The sequence below is a fragment of the Fibrella musci genome, assembly GCF_041321105.1.
Classification (GTDB): Bacteria; Bacteroidota; Bacteroidia; order Cytophagales; family Spirosomataceae; genus Fibrella; species Fibrella musci.
In genome coordinates this window covers 105,098-127,379 of the sequence record NZ_JBGGWD010000009.1, presented here as the reverse complement: position 1 = coordinate 127,379, position 22,282 = coordinate 105,098, and the positions used below count along the sequence as shown (strand labels likewise).

20 protein-coding genes and 1 tRNA gene are annotated in these 22,282 nt (G+C 51.2%); 9 read left to right on the top strand and 12 right to left on the bottom strand.

The genetic code is table 11. The annotated features are described in order from the left end of the window. Positions 1 to 6: 6 nt before the first annotated feature. From ACAW74_RS26260 to ACAW74_RS26245, 4 genes are all read right to left on the bottom strand, one after another. Positions 7 to 414 (bottom strand): HNH endonuclease, encoded by a 408-nt coding sequence (locus ACAW74_RS26260; RefSeq protein WP_370701239.1) that lies wholly within the window; start codon positions 412 to 414, stop codon positions 7 to 9. Then, complete coding sequence (locus ACAW74_RS26255; RefSeq protein ID WP_370701238.1) at positions 398 to 631, bottom strand: hypothetical protein; 234 nt, start codon at positions 629 to 631, stop codon at positions 398 to 400. The genes ACAW74_RS26260 and ACAW74_RS26255 overlap by 17 nt, the downstream gene beginning before the upstream one ends. A 24-nt stretch (positions 632 to 655) precedes the next feature. Continuing rightward, positions 656 to 1,174, bottom strand: a complete 519-nt coding sequence (locus ACAW74_RS26250) for a Fur family transcriptional regulator (RefSeq protein ID WP_015333271.1) — start codon at positions 1,172 to 1,174, stop codon at positions 656 to 658. Between the two features lie 107 nt (positions 1,175 to 1,281). Further along, positions 1,282 to 3,534 carry a RelA/SpoT family protein gene (locus ACAW74_RS26245; protein ID WP_370701237.1) on the bottom strand — a complete coding sequence of 751 codons (2,253 nt, stop codon included), beginning with the start codon at positions 3,532 to 3,534 and terminating at the stop codon, positions 1,282 to 1,284. A 179-nt stretch (positions 3,535 to 3,713) separates the two neighbouring features. On the opposite strand from ACAW74_RS26245, the gene ACAW74_RS26240 reads away from it, so the two are divergent. The 3 genes from ACAW74_RS26240 (at position 3,714) to tig (ending at position 6,423) form a co-directional block, all read left to right on the top strand. After that, on the top strand, positions 3,714 to 4,796 hold the full coding sequence (locus ACAW74_RS26240) for a glycoside hydrolase family 76 protein (RefSeq protein ID WP_370701236.1): 1,083 nt from the start codon (positions 3,714 to 3,716) through the stop codon (positions 4,794 to 4,796). A gap of 71 nt (positions 4,797 to 4,867) precedes the next feature. Then, positions 4,868 to 4,949: transfer RNA gene (locus tag ACAW74_RS26235), tRNA-Leu, on the top strand. 112 nt (positions 4,950 to 5,061) lie between these two features. Continuing rightward, positions 5,062 to 6,423, top strand: a complete 1,362-nt coding sequence (gene tig / locus ACAW74_RS26230; protein WP_370701235.1) for a trigger factor — start codon at positions 5,062 to 5,064, stop codon at positions 6,421 to 6,423. A gap of 74 nt (positions 6,424 to 6,497) precedes the next feature. On the opposite strand, the gene ACAW74_RS26225 is transcribed toward tig, so the two are convergent. After that, entirely contained in the window at positions 6,498 to 6,914 is a 417-nt protein-coding gene (locus ACAW74_RS26225; RefSeq protein ID WP_370701234.1) for a helix-turn-helix domain-containing protein, read from the bottom strand. A gap of 216 nt (positions 6,915 to 7,130) precedes the next feature. Here ACAW74_RS26225 and ACAW74_RS26220 point away from each other — a divergent pair, with 216 nt between their 5' ends. Next, the gene (locus ACAW74_RS26220) at positions 7,131 to 7,814 is read left to right on the top strand and encodes a ClpP family protease (protein WP_015333266.1); all 684 of its coding nucleotides are present in this window, start codon (positions 7,131 to 7,133) and stop codon (positions 7,812 to 7,814) included. Between the two features lie 317 nt (positions 7,815 to 8,131). Here the strand turns inward: ACAW74_RS26220 and ACAW74_RS26215 are convergent, their stop codons facing one another. From ACAW74_RS26215 to ACAW74_RS26190, 6 genes are all read right to left on the bottom strand, one after another. Continuing rightward, a complete protein-coding gene (locus ACAW74_RS26215) occupies positions 8,132 to 9,775 on the bottom strand; it encodes a two-component regulator propeller domain-containing protein (RefSeq protein ID WP_370701233.1) in 1,644 nt (547 codons plus the stop codon). A 690-nt stretch (positions 9,776 to 10,465) separates the two neighbouring features. Further along, positions 10,466 to 11,812, bottom strand: a complete 1,347-nt coding sequence (locus ACAW74_RS26210; protein WP_370701232.1) for a hypothetical protein — start codon at positions 11,810 to 11,812, stop codon at positions 10,466 to 10,468. Positions 11,813 to 12,789: 977 nt separating this feature from the next. Further along, complete coding sequence (locus tag ACAW74_RS26205) at positions 12,790 to 13,566, bottom strand: LytR/AlgR family response regulator transcription factor (protein WP_370701231.1); 777 nt, start codon at positions 13,564 to 13,566, stop codon at positions 12,790 to 12,792. A 59-nt stretch (positions 13,567 to 13,625) separates the two neighbouring features. Continuing rightward, the gene (locus tag ACAW74_RS26200) at positions 13,626 to 14,651 is read right to left on the bottom strand and encodes a sensor histidine kinase (RefSeq protein WP_370701230.1); all 1,026 of its coding nucleotides are present in this window, start codon (positions 14,649 to 14,651) and stop codon (positions 13,626 to 13,628) included. Between the two features lie 113 nt (positions 14,652 to 14,764). Next, on the bottom strand, positions 14,765 to 15,346 hold the full coding sequence (locus ACAW74_RS26195) for a cupin domain-containing protein (RefSeq protein ID WP_370701229.1): 582 nt from the start codon (positions 15,344 to 15,346) through the stop codon (positions 14,765 to 14,767). 291 nt (positions 15,347 to 15,637) lie between these two features. Continuing rightward, positions 15,638 to 15,766, bottom strand: coding sequence for a hypothetical protein (locus ACAW74_RS26190; RefSeq protein ID WP_370701228.1), 129 nt, complete (start codon positions 15,764 to 15,766; stop codon positions 15,638 to 15,640). A gap of 12 nt (positions 15,767 to 15,778) precedes the next feature. On the opposite strand from ACAW74_RS26190, the gene ACAW74_RS26185 reads away from it, so the two are divergent. The 5 genes from ACAW74_RS26185 to imm9 all read left to right on the top strand — a co-directional run bounded on the left by ACAW74_RS26185 (position 15,779) and on the right by imm9 (position 21,021). Next, positions 15,779 to 16,996 (top strand): FISUMP domain-containing protein, encoded by a 1,218-nt coding sequence (locus ACAW74_RS26185; protein WP_370701227.1) that lies wholly within the window; start codon positions 15,779 to 15,781, stop codon positions 16,994 to 16,996. Between the two features lie 59 nt (positions 16,997 to 17,055). Continuing rightward, positions 17,056 to 18,372 (top strand): hypothetical protein, encoded by a 1,317-nt coding sequence (locus ACAW74_RS26180; protein WP_370701226.1) that lies wholly within the window; start codon positions 17,056 to 17,058, stop codon positions 18,370 to 18,372. A gap of 792 nt (positions 18,373 to 19,164) precedes the next feature. Beyond that, positions 19,165 to 19,593 (top strand): GNAT family N-acetyltransferase, encoded by a 429-nt coding sequence (locus ACAW74_RS26175; protein WP_370701225.1) that lies wholly within the window; start codon positions 19,165 to 19,167, stop codon positions 19,591 to 19,593. A gap of 587 nt (positions 19,594 to 20,180) precedes the next feature. After that, positions 20,181 to 20,516, top strand: a complete 336-nt coding sequence (locus ACAW74_RS26170) for a hypothetical protein (RefSeq protein ID WP_370701224.1) — start codon at positions 20,181 to 20,183, stop codon at positions 20,514 to 20,516. A gap of 28 nt (positions 20,517 to 20,544) precedes the next feature. Then, positions 20,545 to 21,021, top strand: coding sequence for an Imm9 family immunity protein (imm9, locus tag ACAW74_RS26165; RefSeq protein ID WP_370701223.1), 477 nt, complete (start codon positions 20,545 to 20,547; stop codon positions 21,019 to 21,021). Positions 21,022 to 21,363: 342 nt separating this feature from the next. Here the strand turns inward: imm9 and ACAW74_RS26160 are convergent, their stop codons facing one another. Continuing rightward, a complete protein-coding gene (locus ACAW74_RS26160) occupies positions 21,364 to 22,212 on the bottom strand; it encodes a hypothetical protein (RefSeq protein WP_370701222.1) in 849 nt (282 codons plus the stop codon). Positions 22,213 to 22,282 lie beyond the last annotated feature (70 nt).

Below are 22,282 nucleotides of genomic sequence, written 5' to 3'. Positions count from 1 at the left end.
TGTTTATCAAAAAATCAGCCTGCGCGTTTCGATCCGCTCAGGCGTGTTGAACTGTAACATTATCGCCGTTACCCAACCCGTTGGGGTAAGCGGCTCAATAACAAAATCGCGTACTGCGAAATGATCATCCCATGAATCCGTTCGGGGATTGTAGAAATAGACAAACTCATCCGTCGGATCGTGGATTGTTCCGATATCAGCCCCTTTCGCTGCGTTACAATACATGCAGGCATAGGCCAGATTGTCGACTGAGTTTGTACCTCGATGCTTGATTGATCGGATGTGATCGATATGATGCGAATAATAACTCAGGTCTTTGTCGTCTGGCAGTAAGCAGTACTCACACTGGTAATTGGCTCGTTCGGCGACAAATTTCCGGGTATTCGCCGAGATATAATCACCGATTCTCGACATGCTTTTTTGCTTTGGCTTTAGCCAGCCGGATGATGCTCTCTACCTCCATATGATGATTGAGCTCTGCCCGCTCATCTGGAGAAAGCTGCCCGCTGCTGGAGAGCCGTAGCAGTTCACTGACGCGGTTTTGAGCCGCTTCTGATGGTTTAAACGCCAGGATTTGTTCCGGAGTCATACCAGCTACCATAAAATCGACAAGGTCAACGTAGGCATTCATCAGATAGAGTGGCTTCGTGAATTATCAAACCTCGGCCTGCGTGGCGGGTTCGCCCTGCCGGTCTTTGTTGCGGGCGGCTTCGTCGCGGTTTTCGCAGGGGTCGCGGCGGCAGGCGCCGTAGAAGATCAGCGAGTGATGCATGACATCGAACTTGAGCATATCGCCCACCATATTCTGGATGTTCTGCACGCGGGGGTCGCAAAACTCCATCACCTTGTGGCAATCCGTACAGATCAGGTGGTCGTGCTGCCGGTAGCCATACGATTTCTCGTATTGGGCCAGGTTCTTACCAAACTGATGCTTCGTCACCAGATCGCAGTCGACCAGGACGTCAAGGGTATTATAAACCGTTGCCCGGCTGACGCTGTAGTTCTTGTTTTTCATCGAGACATACAGCTCGTCGACGTCGAAATGGTCTTCGCGGTTATAAATCTCTTCCAGAATGGCAAAGCGTTCCGGCGTCTTGCGTAGCCCCTTGTTTTCGAGGTAAGCGCGCAAAATCGTCTTCGCCGATTCAATATTTGCTTGATTGGGTGCTGGCATAAGGCAAAAGTAACAGTTCAAGGTCCAAGGTCCAATGCTCAAGGTAGCTTCACGCTCAGACCGTCACCCTGGACGTTGGGCCTTGGACCTTGGACCTTGAACCCTTTTCAATCAAACCTCACCACATCGAAGACGCCGTCGACGGAGGCTAGCTTCCGCATGAGCGTTTCCAGGTGGCTGGTGTCATGCACGTATAACTTGATATTGCCCTCAAAAATGCCATCCTGCGAATCGATGGTCACCGAGCGCATGTTGATGTTCAATTCGTTGCTGATCACCCGCGTGACGTCGTTGACCAGGCCCATCCGGTCAGTGCCGGTAATGCGCAGGCCCGCCAGAAACGCCAGTTCCTGCTGCGAGGTCCACTTGGCCTTGATGATCCGGTTGCCGTGGTTCGACATCAGTTCGACGGCGTTGGGGCAGCTGACCCGGTGGATCTTGATCCCGTCGGTGACCGTCACGAAGCCAAACACATCGTCGCCCGCAATCGGGTTGCAGCATTTGGCCAGCGTGTAGTCGATCTTGTCCATGTCCTCGCCAATGAGGAGCATATCGGCATCGGAGCGTTCGCCGTGAATTTTCTTCAGCTCCTTACCCAGCGATTTGCCGTCCTGAAGGGTATCGGTATTGAGCTTGTTAGCGCGGTTTTCCTTCGCCTCTTTATCCGACTTGAACTTGTTCAGCTCTTTAACGTCGATATGCCCTTTCCCAAAGCGGTAATACAGGTCACTAGTGGTTTTTGAGCCGAAATACGCCCGAATCTGGTTGGTCAGCTCGTTGGTGACTTCCATGCGGAGAATCTTCAACCGCTTGCTGATCAGCTCTTTCCCATCGGAGATGTATTGTTTTTTCTCCTCTTTGATGAGGTCTTTAATCTTGGTCTTGGCTTTTGAGGTCACCACAAAACGAAGCCAGTCTTCATTGGGCTTCTGCTTGTTGCTCGTAATGACCTCTACCTGATCGCCGTTCTGCAAGACGTGGCTCAAGGGCACCAGCACATTGTTGACCTTCGCCGCCATGCATTTAGCGCCAATCTGCGTGTGGATGTCAAACGCAAAGTCGAGCGCCGTGGCCCCCCGCTGCAACACCTTCAATTCGCCTTTTGGCGTGAAGACGAAAACCTCTTCGCTGTACAGGTTGCTTCGGAAATCGTCGAGAAATTCGATGGCCGTGTCGCCTTTGTCGCCTTTCTCGGTGGCTTCGAGCATCTCACGTACCTGACCAATCCACGAGTCGAGGCCGGCCGCCGTGCGGGTGTCGTTGCCTTTGTATTTCCAGTGCGCGGCATACCCTTTCTCGGCAATTTCGTTCATCCGTTCGGTCCGGATCTGCACTTCTACCCATTGCCCCAATCGGCTCATCACCGTCGTGTGCAGCGACTCATAGCCGTTGGCCCGCGGCGTACTGATCCAGTCCTTCAGGCGCTCGGGGTTGGGCTTGTAATGGTCCGTCACGATGGAATAGGCCCGCCAGCAGGCTGCTTTTTCCTGCTCTAGCGGCACGTCGAGGATGATCCGGACCGCAAACAGGTCATAAATCTCCTCAAACGGTTTTTTCGATTTGCTCAGCTTATTCCAGATCGAATAAATCGACTTGGGGCGACCCTTGATGTAATAGGGGAGGCCCGAGGCAATCAGGTCATCTTCAATGGGTTTTATGAACGTACCTATGAAGCGATCGCGCGAGGTTTTGGTCTCGCGCAGTTTCTTGGCGACGTCTTTATACGCCTCCGGTTCTACATACTTCAGGTACAGGTCTTCCAGTTCCGACTTGATGGCGTTGAGGCCCAGCCGGTGCGCGAGGGGTGCATAGATGTAGATCGTCTCCGACGCAATCTTGAGCTGCTTGTCGCGGGGCATCGAGTCGAGCGTCCGCATGTTGTGCAGCCGGTCGGCGAGTTTGATCAGAATCACCCGCACGTCGTCGGAAAGCGTCAGCAGCATTTTGCGGAAGTTCTCGGCCTGCTGCGAGCTGCCGTATTCGAAAATGCCCGAAATCTTGGTCAGCCCATCGATGATCCGGGCCACTTTCTCGCCAAACGCCCGCTCAATGTCGGCAATGGTCGTGTCGGTATCTTCGACCACGTCGTGCAGCAGCGCCGCCACGATCGAGGTGGTGCCCAGCCCGATTTCTTCAACGGCAATTTGCGCCACCGCCAGCGGGTGGTAGATATAGGGTTCCCCCGACCGCCGACGCATGTTTTTGTGGGCTTCGGCCGAGGTATTAAAGGCCTTCTTGATCAGTTTGGCGTCATTATCTTTCAGATAAGGTTTCGCCGCCCGAAGCAACCGGCGGTAGCGCTTCAGGATTTCCTGTCGTTCCTGTTCTAGATCAATTACGGGTGCAGCGGTCGCATTCATCAGGGGTTGTTCCAAAAAGGTGGTGTCGTTGTACGTGTCAGTCAAGGTACATGATTAAAACAAAATGTGGGTACGCTTAGGTCGGAAAAAATGCGAAAGAAATGGATTTCCTGTCTAAGGGGCAATTTGCGCCGTGGGCTGCTTTACCAGGCGTATCAACCCTTTTCTGCGCTCCTCCGATGACCTACCGCGCCGGCTTCGTGATCTGCCTCCTGTTTACCCTGTCTGGCTGGGCGGAGGCACAGCCCAACCCCACTCAGGCCGATGCTGACCGGGCGTATGCGGCTTTTAATCAGGCCTTTTACAATCCCGAGGCGAAACTTTACTACGGCACCACCCAACGCGAAGGCGTAGCGGCCATCTGGACGCAGGCGATCTACTGGGATATGGCGATGGATGTGTACGAACGTACCCAGAGCCCGGCGCAGCAGCAGCGGATTACCGACCTGTATGAAGGCAACGGCAGGCAGTATGCGCAGTATGACTGGACGAATCACAAAGTCTGGTTTATCTACGACGATATGATGTGGTGGGTGATGGCCTTCGCCCGTGCCCACAAACTGACGCACAACCCAACGTACCTGCAACGGGCTGTTTCGGGGTTCAACCACGTCTGGGAGGGCTCGTACGACTCGGTCGACGGGGGCATGTTCTGGAATTTCAAGCATAGCGGTAAGAACGCCTGTATCAATTACCCCACCGTCATTGCCGCGCTACGCCTGTATGAGCTCACAAACGACACCACGTACCTGGGTAAAGCCAAACGGGTTTACGCCTGGGCGCGGGCCAACCTGTTTGAGCCGACGAGCGGGCGCGTGGCCGACCATAAAATCGGGAAGGGCCGACCCGGTTACGAAGATTACACTTACAACCAGGGCACCTGCATCGGGGCTGCGACTGGTCTCTACGCCATTACGCATGAGGCAACGTACCTGAACGACGCCAAACTCGCTGCCGACTACACCCGTGACCGGATGAGCCGCGACGGTATCCTGCCGGCCGAGGGCGATTTCAACGAACAGGGTATCCTGAAGGCCATTTTTGCGCAGTATATGGTGCCTCTGGCCACTACGTACAGGCAGCGTCAATACCTGCCCTGGCTAAGGAAAAACGCGCAACTGGGCTGGCAGAACCGCGATCGGCACCGCGACCTGACCCACCGCGACTACCGAATTCCCTGCCCAACGGGGCCGATCCAGTCGTACGAGGCAAGCAGTGTCGTGATGCTGATGCAACTGTTGAGTGCAAAACCCCGCAAGTGATCACACAAAAAAGCGAAATGCTTTGGTGAGTTGACTTTTTTAACTACTTTTGCAGGCCGAAAATAGGTCCTGCGGGCGTGGCGAAATTGGTAGACGTGCCAGACTTAGGATCTGGTGCCGCAAGGCATGGGGGTTCGAGTCCCTCCGCCCGTACAAGAGTCAATTGCGAATGAGCGAATCAGTGAATGAGTGAAAAATGATGGTCAAGGCCCTTTTCGCTCAATCACTAATTCGCTCATTCACTCATTTTAAACCAGTCTGAATCGTGGATATAGTTCTTGACAAAGCCAGCGAAACCAATGCATCGCTGATTATTACGCTTAAGCCCGAAGATTATCGGCCCGAAGTCGATAAGAAACTGAAGCAATATGGTAAGCAGGTGTCGCTGAAGGGGTTCCGTCCCGGCCACGTACCCGCTGCGGTAGTGCGGAAGATGTACGGCAAAGGCATTTTGGTTGACGAAATCAACAACCTTCTGAACAAGAGCCTCTCGAGCTACATCCGCGAGAATAAATTGCAGGTCGTGGGCGACCCCATGCCCAACCGTGACGAAGCGGACGCCATCGACTGGGACAACCAGGAAGATTATAAATTCAGCTACGAGCTGGGTCTGGCTTCTGACTTCGACGTCGATCTGGCGGCGCTGGGCAGCGTAAACCACTACACGATCGAGGCAGGTGATAAGGAAGTGGACGAAACTATCGAAAACCTCCGCAAGCAGTTCCACGCACACACGCATGCCGACGCCATTGCCGAAGGCGACACCGTATATGGTGAACTGAAGCAACTGACGGCTCCCGAAGGCGCAACGGCCTTTGAAACCAAAACGGCACTACCCCTCAATAAAATCGCAGCCGACGTGCTGGGTACGTTCATTGGCAAAGCCAAAGGCGAAACCGTAACGTTCGACATGGCGGCTGCCTTCCCCGACGAAAAAGACCGGGCACTGGCAACAGGCGTGAAGAAAGAAGAAACCGGCAACCTGACGGGCGAATTCACCTTCACGATCGAAGACATCACCCGCCACGAGCCCGCCGAACTGAACCAGGAGTTCTTCGACAAGGTGCTGGGTGTGGGTGCCGTATCCGACGAAACCGAGTTCCGCACGAAAGTGCGCGAGATCATGGGGCAGAACTACGCCCGTGAGTCGGACAACCTGCTGCGCCGCGACATCGAAGATGCGCTGCTCGATAACATCCTGATCAGCCTGCCCGACGATTTCCTGAAAAACTGGCTGCTGACGGTTAATGAAGGCAAATTCACGCCGGAGCAAATCGACGAGCAATACCCCGATTTCACGAAGTCGGCCAAGCTGCAACTCATCAAGAACAAGATCGCCGAGCAAGCCAACATCGACGTTAACTTCGAAGAGGTGATGGATTCGACTCGTCAGATGGTGCGCGATCAGTTCGGTTTCGCCGGTGATATGGGCGATGAGATGAAAGAAACCATTGACAAAATCGCCCGCAACTACCTGATGGACGAGAAAAACAACGGCCAGAACTACACCACGACGTTCAACCGGGTGTTCGATGACAAAGTGATCGACTATATCAAGTCGAACCTAACGGTAGTTGATCAGACGATTACGCTCGACGAGTTCCGCGACCGCGCCAACGCGCAGTAATTGCCGATCGTTGATAAATGTAAAAGGCCGGATGGGTTTACCATCCGGCCTTTTGTTTGCCGGAGCAGACTGTATCAAAAGCCGATCCGTTCGCGCTCGGGCTGCTGACTCGTCACGGCCCGTAGCAGTTCGAGGGCAACGCGCTCGTCGTAACGGCGTTTGTAATGATCGACTTCCAGCCGGAGTTTTTCCAGTTCGACCGCTTGCTTCTCGACCGTATTACGGAGCTTTTCTATCTCATTGGGCGCCAGCACCGTAGGCTCCAGTGCCGCCGGCTCGTCGCTGATCAGGGCTACCACCGACGTACCCAGCACCTGGGCAATTTGCCCCAGCCGGTTCAGCGTCAGTTCGGTTTTGCCGCGCTCCATGTCGCCATAGGCTGTCGTGGACAGATTGAGCAAATCGGCCATGTTTTCCTGCGACAAACCGCGTTGCAGGCGAGCGAGCCGGATGCGTTCGCCGGCAGGGGTGGGGGCGTTGAGGGGCTTCATATCAAGCAAAACTGAGCAAATCTCAAGCAAAAATGACAGGGTTTCTTGCCCCTAAGAACGCAACTTTGTAGCGGATAAGTTTTGAAACTTACCCATTAAGACCTTAGTTAGATTAGTAGGTTCAAGGTTCAACGTTTGCAATGCTTCCTCAATAGGCAATGCAACGGTAGACAGCGAGCCTTAAACCTTGGACGCAACTCCCTTTAATCACACACAATGCAGTACGGAGACGAATTTCGCAAATTTGCCGTCCACCACATGGGCCTCAATGGCCTGACGGTTGATGGCTATGTACGACACACAGTAGACAACATGACGCGGTCCGTGATTGAAGAACGGCCGATGAATTTCCGGGAGGTCGACGTGTTTTCGCGGCTGATGGCCGATCGGATCATCTTCATGGGTATGGGCGTCGACGACAACATCGCCAACATTATCGTGGCGCAGTTGCTCTTCCTCGAATCAGCCGATCCGCGCAAGGATATCCTGATGTATATCAACAGCCCCGGTGGCTCGGTGTATGCCGGCCTGGGTATTTACGACACCATGCAGTATGTGCGCCCCGATGTGGCCACGGTCTGCACCAGCCTGGCGGCCTCAATGGGCGCCGTGTTGCTGGCAGGTGGTGCGGCTGGCAAGCGCTCGGCGCTGCCCCACGCGCGGGTGATGATTCACCAGCCGTCGGGCGGGGCACAGGGCCAATCGGTCGATATCGAGATCACCGCACGTGAGATCGTGAAACTGCGCGAAGAGCTGTACCAGATTCTGGCCGATCACTCAGGCAAAACGATCGAACAAATCGAGAAAGACTCTGACCGTGACAAGTGGATGCGCGCCGAAGAAGCCAAAGAATACGGCCTCATCGACGAAGTCCTCCGCCGTGAACGGACACTGGGATAAGTCGGTGTGTAGTAATTAGTAGGTAGTAAATAGTTGGTCCGCCGTTGCGGAGGCTCACTCAGGTACGTTACCTGGCGAAGCCTCCGCAACGGCGGACCAACTGTTTATAGTGAGCACGAGTATCCGTCGTTCGACGATAAAACTGTCTCTGTCTAGCCGAATGGAGTTTCGAGAAACAGCTAAGCGTCCACTTCCTTTTTAATTGCTTAATAAGTTGCTCAGCTAAATTGACAGTATCTGCTCCTGCAAAAAACAAAGTGATGGTCGCGTTGGTGATCTAATTCCTTTCGCCGGTGATTTCAATCAGCGTCAACCAACTATTTTTTAGCTACAATTTTCATAAACAGTTTGACGTCGTCCGAAATAGTGCCATCGCCAGACTTAAGAAAGTGTTTTTCTGATCCATAACCGATACCCCAATCGGTTCGATCGATGGTTAGCGCGCCATTCATTTCGACAGTGCCATCCATTCCGTCCTTAAAATGCATTTTGGCTGGGAAAGTAATGGCCTTCGTAACTCCTTCCATAGTCAGATTTCCTGTAATTTGTATATTTCCTTCAGTTGTATTTTTTATGCTTCCGTCAGTTGGGATTTTTGTATGTCCATCGTTCCATGTTTCAACTTTTGTAATGACGAGTGCAGAAACGGGGAATTTTTTGACATCAAAAAATGCAGGTAATTTGTTGCGCGGGCGTTGATCATGATCATCAAATTTTTGTTCAATTGTAGTCATATCGATTTCAACGGTACCACCCACTAACTGCCTGTTTTCGATCGACAGTTCTCCTTTTAATAAATCGACGTCCCCTGTAGCGGAACCATCACCAAGAAACGTAACCCCGTCCCATCCACCAAGTAGCATAGAACCTTTCCATCTTATAATACTTTGCTTCGTATCTACGCTATATTTTTTCTGGCCTGCTTTATTATAAAAGTCCGTGATGGTCTTTCCATCATACCGATACACGCCGGTCGCATCGCCAAACCAAATACTACCATCGGTCGCTTCCGAAAGCCCATAGAAAGCCCTTCCTGACCTAATTCCGGTTACAATGGGCTTCGTACTATACAAGGACGTTGCATCATACCGGGAAAGTGCCTGCATATCCGGATTAGCAGGATTTACTGAACCAGTAGTCCAGATATTTCCTTTCTTATCTTGGATTATGGCATAAGCACCTCTCTCCGACGCCTTAGTAAAGCTATTGCCGTCATAGCGCCAGAGGCCACCGGTCTGGCTTACTTTAAAACCATTAAAGCCGCTAAGCCAAATATGACCTTTTCTATCTTCCAGTATGCTCCAAACGTCGAGAAAGGGTTCGCCTTTATGGGTTAACGTGGTGAACTTTTTTCCGTCAAAAACAAAGGCGTCGCCCCTTGTGCCAACCCATAATTTCCCTGTTTTATCTTCAATAATGGTGTGAATATCATTATTCCAACTTCCTTCTTTATAAAAAAGTGGGGCGTTCGGAGACGTAAAATTCTGAAACGATTTCCCATCGTGACGACTTAGGCCATCCCCAGTTCCAAACCAAATAATGCCGGCTTTGTCTTCATAAATAGACGTGACTGAATTATTGGCCAGGCCCTCCCTGGTTGTGAAATGTTGAATGCTTTTCCCATTGTCATAATAAACGCCTGAATCGGTGGAAGCGAACCAAAGGTTTCCGCGTCGATCTTCCAGGACATTCCAGAATCGATGTGAACCTAGTTTACTGGTAAGGTTAGTAAACGATGTTCCGTCGTAACGAAAAACATCACCAAGAGATGCGTTATTCGGTCCCGCGATCAAAATAGTGCCGTTTATGCCTTCTTTTATATTCCGAGCCATTATGTTAGGCCCGATGTCTTTAATTTCAGACTTGATGTTATTGTCTTTTGGTGCGTTTACTTGGTTTTGTCTGCAGGAAGTGAGAAAAACAGATAGGAAAAGTAAAGCATATACGCGGGCGTAGTTCATTATTTTTCTTTTTTTGATGCCAATGAATGCCGGCAAACCTATCAGTCTTTATGCTGAGATGTGTTGGAGGCTAGTAAAAGAATATTAACGAAACGTAAAAGTCGATTTTACAGCCTGTCGTGGTTTTTACGGCCAAGCAGGTCAGCGCCGAAAGCTAGCCCAACGATAAGAGCTGATCGGGATGGGGTAGGTAACTAGTAAGCCAGTCGCTGGTTGACGTAAAAACGAATAGTCTTTCCATCACTTCGACGATCAACCTACACCCATCGGGTCAAATAAACGCCAAAACGCGATCGACCCGCTTGCCGAGCGCTGACTTGCCGGTTCATGGCAAATAAAGTCAGATCCTCCACGCAGCCTTGGCTCGACAAGAGAAGGCTGATGAGCCCGTCTTCCGTTATCAGCATTAACTGGGTACGTTGGCAGACGCCTATCCCCTCCCGATAAGCATTACGAACCTGAGCCAAGCAGGTAAAGCGTCGTATAGTGACCGATCCCTGATTGCTACTCAGTAGTAACGTACCTAGGAATGATAGGTGTGTGGATCAAGCCCATAGGCATAGAGCTATCGAGAGCCCGAGCGAATCAGCATGAACGGCATCGGAGGATTTTAGATAGGGTGATTCCTCCAGCTTTCACTTTGCTTTCCTCGTTAAAAGACTCGACGTCGAAAAAGAGGTAAGCAGGAGTTTAGCCCGTTTGCACGAAAGCACGGAAGCGGCCGCTCGCACTGGCTGAGTTTGGAGCACGACCACGATCTGGTTGATGGTAGAGCCCTGCACTGATGTGACCCGTGATGACGCCCGTCTGACGGTCATGGGATGTGATGGTGATCGTTCCGTGACCATAACCGGTGCCATAGGGGGGACTTGTTTGATGGTAATATGCACTCCACAGTTTGCCCTCTTTGCCGGGCTCACTGGCCGAGATTAAATTTTCGCTATCCTCAGCTCGCATGGCATAGGTGCCAGGGCCATGGTAGTGTTCAAGACTGGCTCCTAAACCGCCGGGATGGTTCGGCTCTAATGGATCGCCAGCTTCTAAATAGATGTGCATGTACCCGCCTTCTGCGGCAGACACCCAGGTGTGGGGATTGGCAAACGTAGTCCCATTGATCTGAAAAGCATTATCGCCGACAACCGTCAGGTTGGCTACCAAGATAACTTTACGTCGGCTGTTGGTCTTTAGCTCAACGCTGATAGCGATGGGGTTAAGCCGCTGGGGTGGCACTCGGCTAGGGGCAAAGTACGTGGCTTTCTCCCCCTGACCTTGATAACCTAGATTGCCCTGGCGGTTGGTGGTTTGGTTGAGCGGGTCTTCCCCGTTGATCCGCCAGTTATCCACAAGCGCCCCCTCAACGGGCTCCCAGACATGCAGGGCTGCCAGCAGTGTATTGCGCTCGATGGACTCAAGCTCATCGCTATGGTTAGGTTGGAAGGCCACGGTTAAACCCATGGGCTGATTGACCACGACTTCATCGCCTGCATACTTAAGATAGAACTGAGCATAGTAGGCTACTGGTCGGCTCAAGTTGCGGGCGGTCCACTGCGTAGTCAACAACCGGTTGGCTTGGTCAAGCGTCATGCGCCCACCACCCAACCATTCACCCGTTTCCAGTTGTTCGGCCAGACCAATGGCGCTAGCCCCTGTGCCGTTCAACGCTTCATCGCTATACTGCCAACTGATGTCGATGGGTTTGTGAAGAAGCGTAGCTTTAGGTTCCAGCTCAAAAGCTGGGCCTATCCCACCTACCGCTGTATTTTGGAGAGGCTGCACCTTGATGACAGTGTTAGCGCTGAGCGCACCAGCCGGAAAGTGAAGTGTCAGGTGCTGATCAGGTAGGCTGATACTCCCCCCGGCCGGGCCTATGGTCTGGGTTACAGCGGCTCCTTGTGGCTGGCCCTTGGGAGTTTGCTGAGCGGGAAATGTCGGTTGTTCAACATCCGGTTTACTTGGCGTGGGTGACACAACAGGTTCGTGTTTGCAGCTCATTAGGCAGGCCCATACCGCCCCGATCAGGTAGTAAGTTGGTTTCATTGAGTTGTGGAGAGTATTAACTGGTTGAAATTATGTTCACGCCTATACACATCCGTTGACGAAGTAGGCTGCTACGTATCAAGATCAGGCAGTCGAGGGAAGCCTTGAATAGCCATCTTGCACGAGCGTACCGATAGCTTGAGCAAGCCGATCAGTGACTGAACAGCCACAAAGGTGAATACCGGATCAGGCCGACGGAGTCAGGGCTTTACTGAAGCGACTAAGCTGCCGACCAAAGCGGCAAAAGTGATGTATGAGCCAGCCCCTAGACTGATGATCAAGATCAGCGGGGAGCGCTGAGCGCCATTCATGCCCTATCACATAGATACCAACAGGCTTGGCGGCGGCTAAGAATCCAATGTGATTCCTACTGGGCAAACGAACGAATGCGACATCACTGCGGGCGCTATAGAGTAAATACTAGCCGTTGGTAAACTATTGGCTATTAAAGAGTTATAGAAATCGATCGTGATGTTGCTAGTGAGTAACAACGACGTGGGCAGCATAAACCCTCAGACGTGCTAACTCGTGTGCGCATACCTGGCACCAATGACGTAGCAACCAGAAGTGGAGCAACAACCGAACAAGCGTCGATGATCTCGAACGCCGAACGGCGTTGGTCTGCTGTCGAACGTACTTGCCCAGGTGTAACGAGTTATGTAAGAAAGAATAGACAAGGCAGCGATCCACTCGGTATGGGTGTTGCCAGCCTTGCAGGCTCACCGGCTCAATCGCCGGTCTGAATAGCAGATGCTGATTGGACTAACGCTTTCTATTCAGGCGGCTGGTACGCACTGAAAGTTCACAAGCTGTAGTCGAATGGGTGACTATGTGGAGGTTCTTGATTGGCAATTAACCAGCTTGTGTCTCGTAAGAATTCATTGCGTTGTCGACACGTCCTTAACTAGAGACCAATACATTCTTCTCGGTAAAATCAGTGTCTCGTGTATGTACCGCTTAGGCCTGATGAGCCTCCTTTATCGACCCATCCACTTTTTGAAATCAGTTGCCCGTTCACGGCTAACCAGTACGTCTTCGTGGGTGACAGGATTCAGAATTAGCTTAAGCTTATTGTTAAAATAAGGATGGATCTGCTGGACCGACTTTACGTGTACGATAAACTGCCGACTGGCCCGGAAAAATTGGGCCGGATCCAGCATCGTTTCCAGCTCGTCCAGCGTGTAGTCGACTGAGAACTTCTGCCCTTTCGCGGTGCGAAATAACGTTACCCGCTCCTCCGAATGAAAATAAGCAATCTCATTTACGTCGATGGGTATCCACTGTGACAAGTGCCGCACCAGAAATCGACGTCGGTATTCGGCAGGCTGCGTTTGCTGGCGCAGCTGCTGCATTAGGGCGTCGATGGCCTCCAGAGGCAGTGGAACGGCTTCGGACCGCTGGTGGAGCTGATGATATTTTTGCAAACTGGTGACCAACTCGGACTGCTTAATGGGCTTCAGCAGGTAGTCGATGCTATTGACTTTAAACGCCTTGATGGCGTATTCATCGTAGGAGGTCGTGAAAATGACCGGTGCCAGTACCCGTGTTTGGTCAAAGATTTCGAAGCTCTGCCCATCAGCGAGTTCGATGTCCATGAAAATTAGATCAAGAGATGGGTTTGTCTGGAGGTACGTTACCGTGGCTTCAACGCTGGGCGTAGTATGCACAACGTGTAGCTGCGGATCGGTTTCCGCGAGCATTTTGGCCAGCCGAAGAGCGGCTAACTCCTCGTCTTCAACGAGTAGAATATTCATGGAACAGTAGAATTTGAGCGATTCGTTGGGATTGGCTAAAGAACTGACGCGCTGGACCATCAGGCTGGAATCAGAGGGAGCGCTACGATAAACTGATTGATTTCCTCCCGGACAGAGGGCCTGGGCTGACCCAGCATCTCGTACTTGGCCAGAATGTTGGTTAGTCCCACCCCATTCGATACTACGCCCTGTTTTTTCTTCTGAATATTATTTTGAACGTGCAGGTTGGCCAGCTCGTCCGTCTGAATGGTAATTGTCAGGGGTTTATTGGCAAGTACTACGTTGTGTTTCACGGCGTTTTCAACCAGCAACTGTAAGGTCAGGGGCGGAAGCTGGAATGTCCGGAAACGCGGGTCGACCTGAATGTGCAGAGCAAAGCCCGCCCCGTAGCGCGTACGTAGCAAATGGGCGTACGAATAGATAAAATCCAGTTCTACTTCCAGGTTGGTCAGGTCCTGTTCGTTGGCGCGCAACACGTAGCGGTATACCGAACTCATCTCTTCGGTAAAGACTTCAGCTTTGCGAGGGTCTTCACCAATCAGCGTTAGCAACGTATTCAGGCTGTTGAACAGGAAATGCGGGTTGACCTGTTGCTTGAGCACGTCCATCTGCTGCTGCATGTGCAGTTGCTTGAGCTGGTATTCGCGCTGGGTACTTTGCCGCAGTTGATTATACGTAAAAATGGCTTCGTGGCATCCCGCTGAAGTAACGTTTGTAACGAAACAGATCATCAAGATCCAGGGAATCGTTTCGGGTTTATAGGGGTAGCCGAGTCGGTCATACATCCAGTAGACAAGTAGAATCGTGGTCATCATAAACCCTACGTACATCAGCATGGAGTACAGTAAGCGCTGCCCGAACTGATCCGGAGATCCGTACCGAAAGCGCATATACTTCATCCAGGTCGTCAACACGACAAACACAATAGCCCCCCATACATTAATAATTAAGGTGGCCCCGATAAACAACGACCGGTCTCGAAAATAAACCGGACCGAAGATGATGTAATTGGCAACGATGACAGCAGGATAGTTAAGCGAATAGACCAGGAAATCGAAGCGGTCAAATTTGGCCCACTGTTTCATTTGGAGAAGGAATAAGACTTAATCAAAGATATGTAACAGAGGCGGTTTGGCAGGTATGAAAAAGCTAAACCAACCAGACGGCCTGCGGGCTACTGGCTGGTTTTCTCCGGCCATTATCGGATGGTTACGTACCGGCGCTGCAAGTCGGCAGCGATCCCTTTTTTGATAGCCTGCTTGCCGAACCAGTGCAACAGGGGCTGCATCACGGACATCCACCCCGTCAGGTACGTGCCACTGATGAGCACCGTGTATCCCAGAGCGTACATACTTTTAGGCATACCCTGACCATTCGTTTGACCATCGCGCGCCAGGCCGTACATGATTTGAAGCGTCTGTTCGAAACCGGGGCAGCTTGGCGAAATCCGACACTGAAACCGGCAGGCCTGATTACTTTGGTTGAAAAACCGGTGTTTACTGTGAGCAGGGGCCGTTGCCGATTCCCCTGGCTTCAGGCGAACAACGTGGTCGCCAACTTGAATACTTAGTTCCCCCTCCAGGCAGGTGAACTCCTCCGAGAAGGCATCGTGGTAATGCAGGGGATTGCCTCCACCGGCGGCTAGACTCACTTCGACCAGGGTATAATAGCCGTTACTTTCTCGACTGGTTTCAAGAAAAACCACTTCGTCCTTCAAAATAGGGTTGGTGATGGTGCGTGAGTTGACCGACGCGGTGGCGGGTGCTTTTGTAGTTTGCATGAGCAGATTGTTTTGGTTTGATTGGACAAAGGTGTCCGGTGCCGGTGCCTTGACAGAGGGTCAAGCTACCGAAGCTGCACTTACGTCGACTGAAGCGTCGCGACAGCTACATCAACGTGTCAGTGATCAAACTACCCCCTGCATACCAGGCAACCCGGGGGGCGTCATCCGGTGGGTGACAAGCCGCTGCTGACGGCCGTTTTCCGATCTGCTCTTCGATTTGACGGGGAAAAAAGAGTGTGTGTTGGTTGGGTACGTCTTTGCTCAATTTCAGGCGGAATCTCTTCCGCTTCAGTAGACCATAGCCTCGGTACCCAAATCCACCCGCTCAATTTTGTGGCCGTCAGACGCATCGGCCGCTGCCCGGAAACGCCCCGCCGTTGAGCCGTCCTGAGACACCGAATCTTCTTTTTCAACCAAACAGATTAACTAATGACTACGCTCAGAACCCTGACGCTGGCCGCATGCGTCCTGCTTACTGCCTTGACCGGCACACTTTGCAGTTGTAAACATGGAGTGGCTCCGGACCCTACTAATCCAGACGATCCGGGAACTTCACCCATCGAAACCCCCTACACCGCCATCCCCGACGAGTACGTAGGCACTTGGTATTCCAGCCGTAACGACGGACCCCTGACCGACAACTGGGCTAACAAAACCTTCCAGGGTGAACAGGGATACGCTGAGTTTCGTACGATGGTCTTTACCAAAGACGGGAAGAATGCCGTTGAATACACCACGGAAGTATTCAATACCAGCACGGAAATCCGGCAGCGCTTTTACCGGATCGTCGGTACACTCGAGTACAAGACCAGCCCGACCTCGATTACCTTCCACGCCCAGAAAGGAACTATGCGCGTCTTCAGCAACCGCTCCTCGGGTTACCAGGAAAACCCGATTAGCCTGAACGAACTGCGCAGTTATCAGACAGTCTGGGAAAAGCCGCAGGCGACCAATATACCTAATGCCACGAACCTACTGACGGGCACCATTATCGATCAGCATGGACGCTACTCCGTGGAGTACAAGAAAGTAACCAGTGGCAGTGCGACGTCGCCTACCGGACTCCCGTCTACCTCGCCGATTACGGGCGGCAGTTCGGTAAAAATTGGCGACCTCTACTACCCTACGGTCAGCATCGGCAACCAGGAGTGGCTGGCCACCAACTACGCGGGCCCTGGTAGCCTGAAGGAAGCGGCCAAGCCTCAGTACGGCACCTTTATGCATTACAACGACCTGAAAAGCATACCCCTGCCTACCGGCTGGCGGGTTCCTTCCCGGCAGGATTACGAGAAACTGCTCCGGTCGCAAGGGCTGACCGTCTACGAGTGGGGCACCGACGGTGACGATCTAACCTCCAGACAGCTACTGGGTAAACTGATGGCGCCCAATGTCTGGATGAAACAGGACGGCTACGCCAACAACCAGTCGGGCTTCAACGCCATGCCGGCTGACGTGCGCCGACCCAGCGGCACGAATAACGGCGAAGGTGCCAACTGCGTGCTATGGATCGCCGACAAGACGAGTCAGGACGAGCCTATGGTGTTCAACCTGATCCAGATGCCCAGTCGCACCTACGCCCGTTTTACCCCCCAGGCCATCAGCTATTTTCCCGAACTGACCCCGGTTCGACTGGTTCGGGACAAGTAACAGATAAGAGTAACACCGACGAAAAACTTAACAACACATACTAATCTAGTAACAAGCACATGAAAGCTCATGCTTATTTTCTGGCCGGGTGGGTATGCCTAGCTAGCTTGACGAGTTGTCTGACACCTGTTGACCCGGCCTCCCCCGTCATTGTAGATCCCCAACCGCCGCTTGACCCGAGCGGGCTGGTCTGCTTAATTGGTGAGCCGAACGGGATGCCCGCTGTCAGCGCCACCGTGGGACCGGCGGGCGGCGCCCTCACAACTGAAGACGGCAGTGTTCGTATTCAGATTCCGGCAGGGGCGCTGCCTGGTGACGAAACGATTCAGATCGTTCCTATCGCCAACACCAACCCCACTGGAAAAGGAGCAGGCTACCGGCTGGAACCTCACGGCACGCAATTTGCCAAGCCCGTGAAGCTGACCTTTACCTACGATGAGGCCGATCTGGAGGCTAGTTTGGCTGAAGCCCTTCAGATTGCCTACCAGAATGAGCAGGGCGTCTGGATGGCCATGCCCGGCCTCGTGCTGGATAAACAGGCTAAAACGATCACCGTTGAAACTACCCACTTCAGCGATTGGACCTATTTTACGTCCGTTGTTCTGACGCCCCAGCGGTGCGGCATTCGGCCGGGTGAAACGCTGAAACTGGCGGTGCACACTACCCTGATTTTAGACGAGATGCTGGCACCTTTGGTCAAAGATGAACCCATCGTTCGCCTGCACGCCGACCAATCCGTACCCGTGGTAGCATGGGCCATCTCGGAGAAGATCGGACGGCTGGCGAGTACCGGGGCCGTCTCGACCAACACCTACACGACTCCGACTGGCATCGTTAAACCCACCCCCGTTACGGTGACGGCCCAGATCAAACCGAAGGGCAAGGGGTTGCTGCTGTTGCTGTCGTCGCTACTGATCATGCCCGAGGGCATTGCCTACCGTCTTGACGACGGCCCATGGATACACCGGTCGGGCACGGCGTTTCGAGCGGGCGGACGGCTTATATCGTTAGGGGGCGCAAAGCCTAGCTCCGGTGATAAAGACCTGGCCGTGGGTATCAACATCGACTGTTCCGATGGAGCCAGCAGCCTAAGCATACCCTGGAGTAGCGCCACCGCACTATTGTTTGCCTCCCCAGTGTCGGAATATCAGTCATACCATAGTTATTATGGACCCGGTGGCAACGTACGTATTAGCCCCGGCGGGGTTTACCTCTACGACATCCGGTATGCCCCTGATGGCTACGGGCTGAACGAAGTTATGTCGATGCACGGGGGATACTCGGTTCCTATTCTTGGCGCTTATGATTCTTATAAAGGCTACGTAGGTGCCCATCACTTTGAAGGCTATTTCAGTTATGGCGACATTAATCTATGAGCCCGGATGAAGCGGGTCTATACTTGCCTAACCTGCTAACCATCAATACGTACCAATCACCTTATTTGTAGTAAATGGGGCCTTCACTTCCGGGTGGAATGGGCGTATGTGGCCGATGATTGGGCAGGTAATCTTTTGCCGGTAGAGAAAAAGGCTAAAGGTCCGCTCTCACCTGATAACTCAGAGCAACGAACGGGTTTTGATGGAACGCGACGTGCGATCAGGGCCGCGACGGATAAGGCTGTACTGATGCCAATTCGAAATCAGTACAGCCACTGAGTGCACCGAAAACTTGGCGTGCTGCCTTGCCCGATAGTACCGCTAAATGGCACGCGGTAGAGGCTGACCACCGGGCAATAGTCAATCTGTCTACCCGCTATGATGGTGTTAAAAACGATGAGCGACGAGGGGCCTGGCTGGAGACGACGCTGGAGTCAGATCGGGCTCAGGAGACGTTGCGCCAACTGGGTTTCAATGAGGAGGTCTGGTTTTTGCCAATGGACAAATCGTCTGTGTGCATAAGAATTACTTCGGCATGCCAAATGCGGAGCCAGACGGTCGTTGCACCTTGGAGAACGCGACGATACGATTGTCCCTGAAGGTCGGTAAGAATAAACTCCAGATCGGATTAGCCAACTACTTTTACGGATGGGGGTTGATTGCCTTATTGGCCGATACGACCGGCCTGCGCTTCAGTGCTGCATGTTGCGGACGTAGACCTGATCTTAAGGTACTGCTATACAAAGCTACACCTATATCATTACCTTGACTAAACACCAGCCTTCCCTGTAGATGAACTGGCCGATTGTAAGCTATAGCCCTCACCATACCTCGGACTTAAGACGCATTTACTACCAAGCTCGCCAAACTGCTTTTCCGTGGGTGGACCCATCGAATTTCGGCTTACTGGATTTCGACCTGGCTACGCAAGATGAATCTATATTAGTCGCTATTTACCAACAGCACCCTATCGGGTTTGTTTCTTGGTGGCCACCCGACAACTTCATTCATTCTCTGTTTGTCGATCCTGCTTTCATAGGAAAAGGGGTAGGTAAATCGCTTTTACAGGCCTGTTTAACCCAACTAGGCCGACCCGCTACCCTTAAGTGCAAAGCGATGAATCAAAACGCTTTACAGTTTTACTATTCTCAAGGGTGGCTTCCAATCAGTGAAGCAACGGACGCCAATGGTCCTTATCTATTACTGGCACTCAGCCAGTGACACCACTACTGTCTTAGTGCAAAGTTACCTGCCCGGCGTTTCGACATTGATCTATATTTACCGTCTCGTAATCTCCCTCAGCAGGCGGGGAGGTTGGCCTTAGCATACTGCTCGAATGAGGCAGTCATATCTTCGTAAACTATTACCAATAGCGCACTCATGCTTGTCAGAAAGGAGAACCGGTTAATCAGCCTAAGCTATGGACCTCTTAGCGGACTTAACTTAAGTCACCTACTTTCGATGATTGCATTGCATAAGAGCATGCTTTCGATATAATCACGTCGTAAAAGTGGCCATGCTCAGCCTCATGTACTCAGGCAACTCGCTCAATTTGAAACATTGATTCGTGAGACGGCGATTTGCGACGAGATAAACTCAAGTTGATCATTGTGAAGTCTTGTGAACGAACCGTCTCACAAAACGGACGCTTTAAAAGTCTACCGCTGAGGCAGTTTTACAAACGCACGACGTTGGTACTACGTTTGTAAGATCAGGATTGTATACAAAATTGGTTAAATCTGTTACTTTTATTGTGTCTTGTTAAGCCAAAGCTTTCGAACATAACGTTTAATTATACAATAGAAAAAATGATTTCTGAGAGTGTTCTAAACCGACTAATTTATGATAAAGGTTTTGTAACAACTGAAGTAAGGGCTACTCTACCGGGTTGTAGAAGATGGGTAGCTATCTATCCTGCTTCTAACCATTCGCCAGTTGACAAAACAATCCCTGACCATCTCTACTCAGTCCTAGACTTTGAGCTGACGGAAGGATTAATGGACAAGTACTTTGGTGAAGAAGACAAACTCAACCAGAGAAGATATTACCTTAACAGCTTAGATGAAGTGAATAATTTATTAAATCAATTAGGTCTTAGTCAAGCTCAATTTACATACCCTTGGCGGTGTGATTATCCTCTTTAGCTTAACATATGGCCACTTATACAACAGCATGAAAGTATCGCTTTCTCAAAGTTCTTATGTGATTAACCTATTTGATTTGATCAATATTGAGGTCATTTCAGGGTTGCTCGAAGGCTTGTTAATTAAAGTTTCAGCTGCTATCCATAATGATAAATTAAGTGATTGGCAATTGGTTTTTAACTTAATTTATAATGGTGATATAACTGAGGTTAGAGTTTTTAAACGAACTAAATCTTATACTTCTGTTAAGGAAAAATGGATAACTATTCATATTCCTATACCAACTGATCAGGTTATATTTTGGGGTGTAGAAAAAAGTAAAATTGTTAGACTTGGTATAAGTGATAAGCGATATTATGTTGCTCTTAATAATGATTTCCTTCAATCAAATAGCTTAGAAGAACATTGTTATAAATCAGCAAAAGCGGGTATATTTTACACCATAATGAGTGGCTTAACTGTTTCAGGGCAGAGTATCCAAGTCGAGAAAGATTTTCAGGCCTAATTGTATTTTTACGATATGTGACAAGTTAAACAAAGTATTTTGAATATAATTTTCGTCTAATAAAATAACCATATTTATAGGAATCAAATTAGAAAAATATAATTTAAGGAGTAGAAGCCAAATTGTATTTTAATCAATCACCATATGTGCCAACGTTTCCGCAGAACGCTTTAGCGTGATTGGCGGCGATGCCTTGGAAGCTTCTGAAAAGGCTACTCTTCTCAGCAAACGCTCCAAAATGAGACGAGGGAGTTCTCATGATCTGCGTCTGATCTGCTCATCAATACAGGCGTTTTCGTGAGAGGCGTTCCTGTGAGTCAAAATAGCGGCCATGACTTTACGTTACTGAGCCCTGCTAGGTGTAGAACTGCTAAGAGTCAACAAATTAAGCGCCATCAAATAAGGCATGATAAAGGGAACAGCAGGAATAGACACTAGATACGTCGCAATCACTAGTGGTTCAATCGAAAAGGAAGGTAACACACTTAGTAAAGTGCCGAGTAGGGCGACGATTATATAGAGTCGGCAAGCGCTGGGCTTGAACCAGCCAGCCTGTTGTAACGCCCGCGCGAAAGCAGCCGTAGCCAAGTACCAAAGCGCTACCTCTATCCCGCTGATCCACGTAAAAAGAGCACGCATCGCCAGGTACCAATCTGGTCTTTTCGTTATTGAAGCAGCTGAAAAGTTGGAGAAGGACTCTGTCAAAAAACTACCCCAATAGGCCATATTGGCAATGAACAAAGGCAGAGCGACGCCCATGGCCAGCAAGCCAAGTAGCCAATAGTGTTTCTCCCCGCCTCGGCGGAGATCGTTGGCCAGCAAGGCAAACCCAGCCGTGATTAGCAGTCCGCCTGCGATCAGCAGCGCATAACGTATCTGTTGCTCGGTAGCGGTATTCACCCATTCGGGAATGGAGGTTGGGGGAGGGCCCATGCCAGCGAAAACGGTGAATCCAATCCAGGGAATAATGACCAACAGGGCAACGCTCCCGAGTTGTCTTTGCCCTGGATCAAGACTGGTGAAGCCCTGCTTCCCTAGTTCCCAGACGGCGATCACCATCAGGATAGCATGGGCCAGCCAGATGGGTAGATAAAGTTGGGGTTTGCTGTGGCCAAGCCCTAAGGCCACAGCAGCGGCTAAAAAAGGCACTAGGGTCAGGTAATATCGGCTGAGCGCTTGTCGACTGGTCATACTGAATCGGAGTGGACACGCCGACTAAGTTAGTGAGCTAATCTACAACTTATAGAGCAAATTGGTCTGA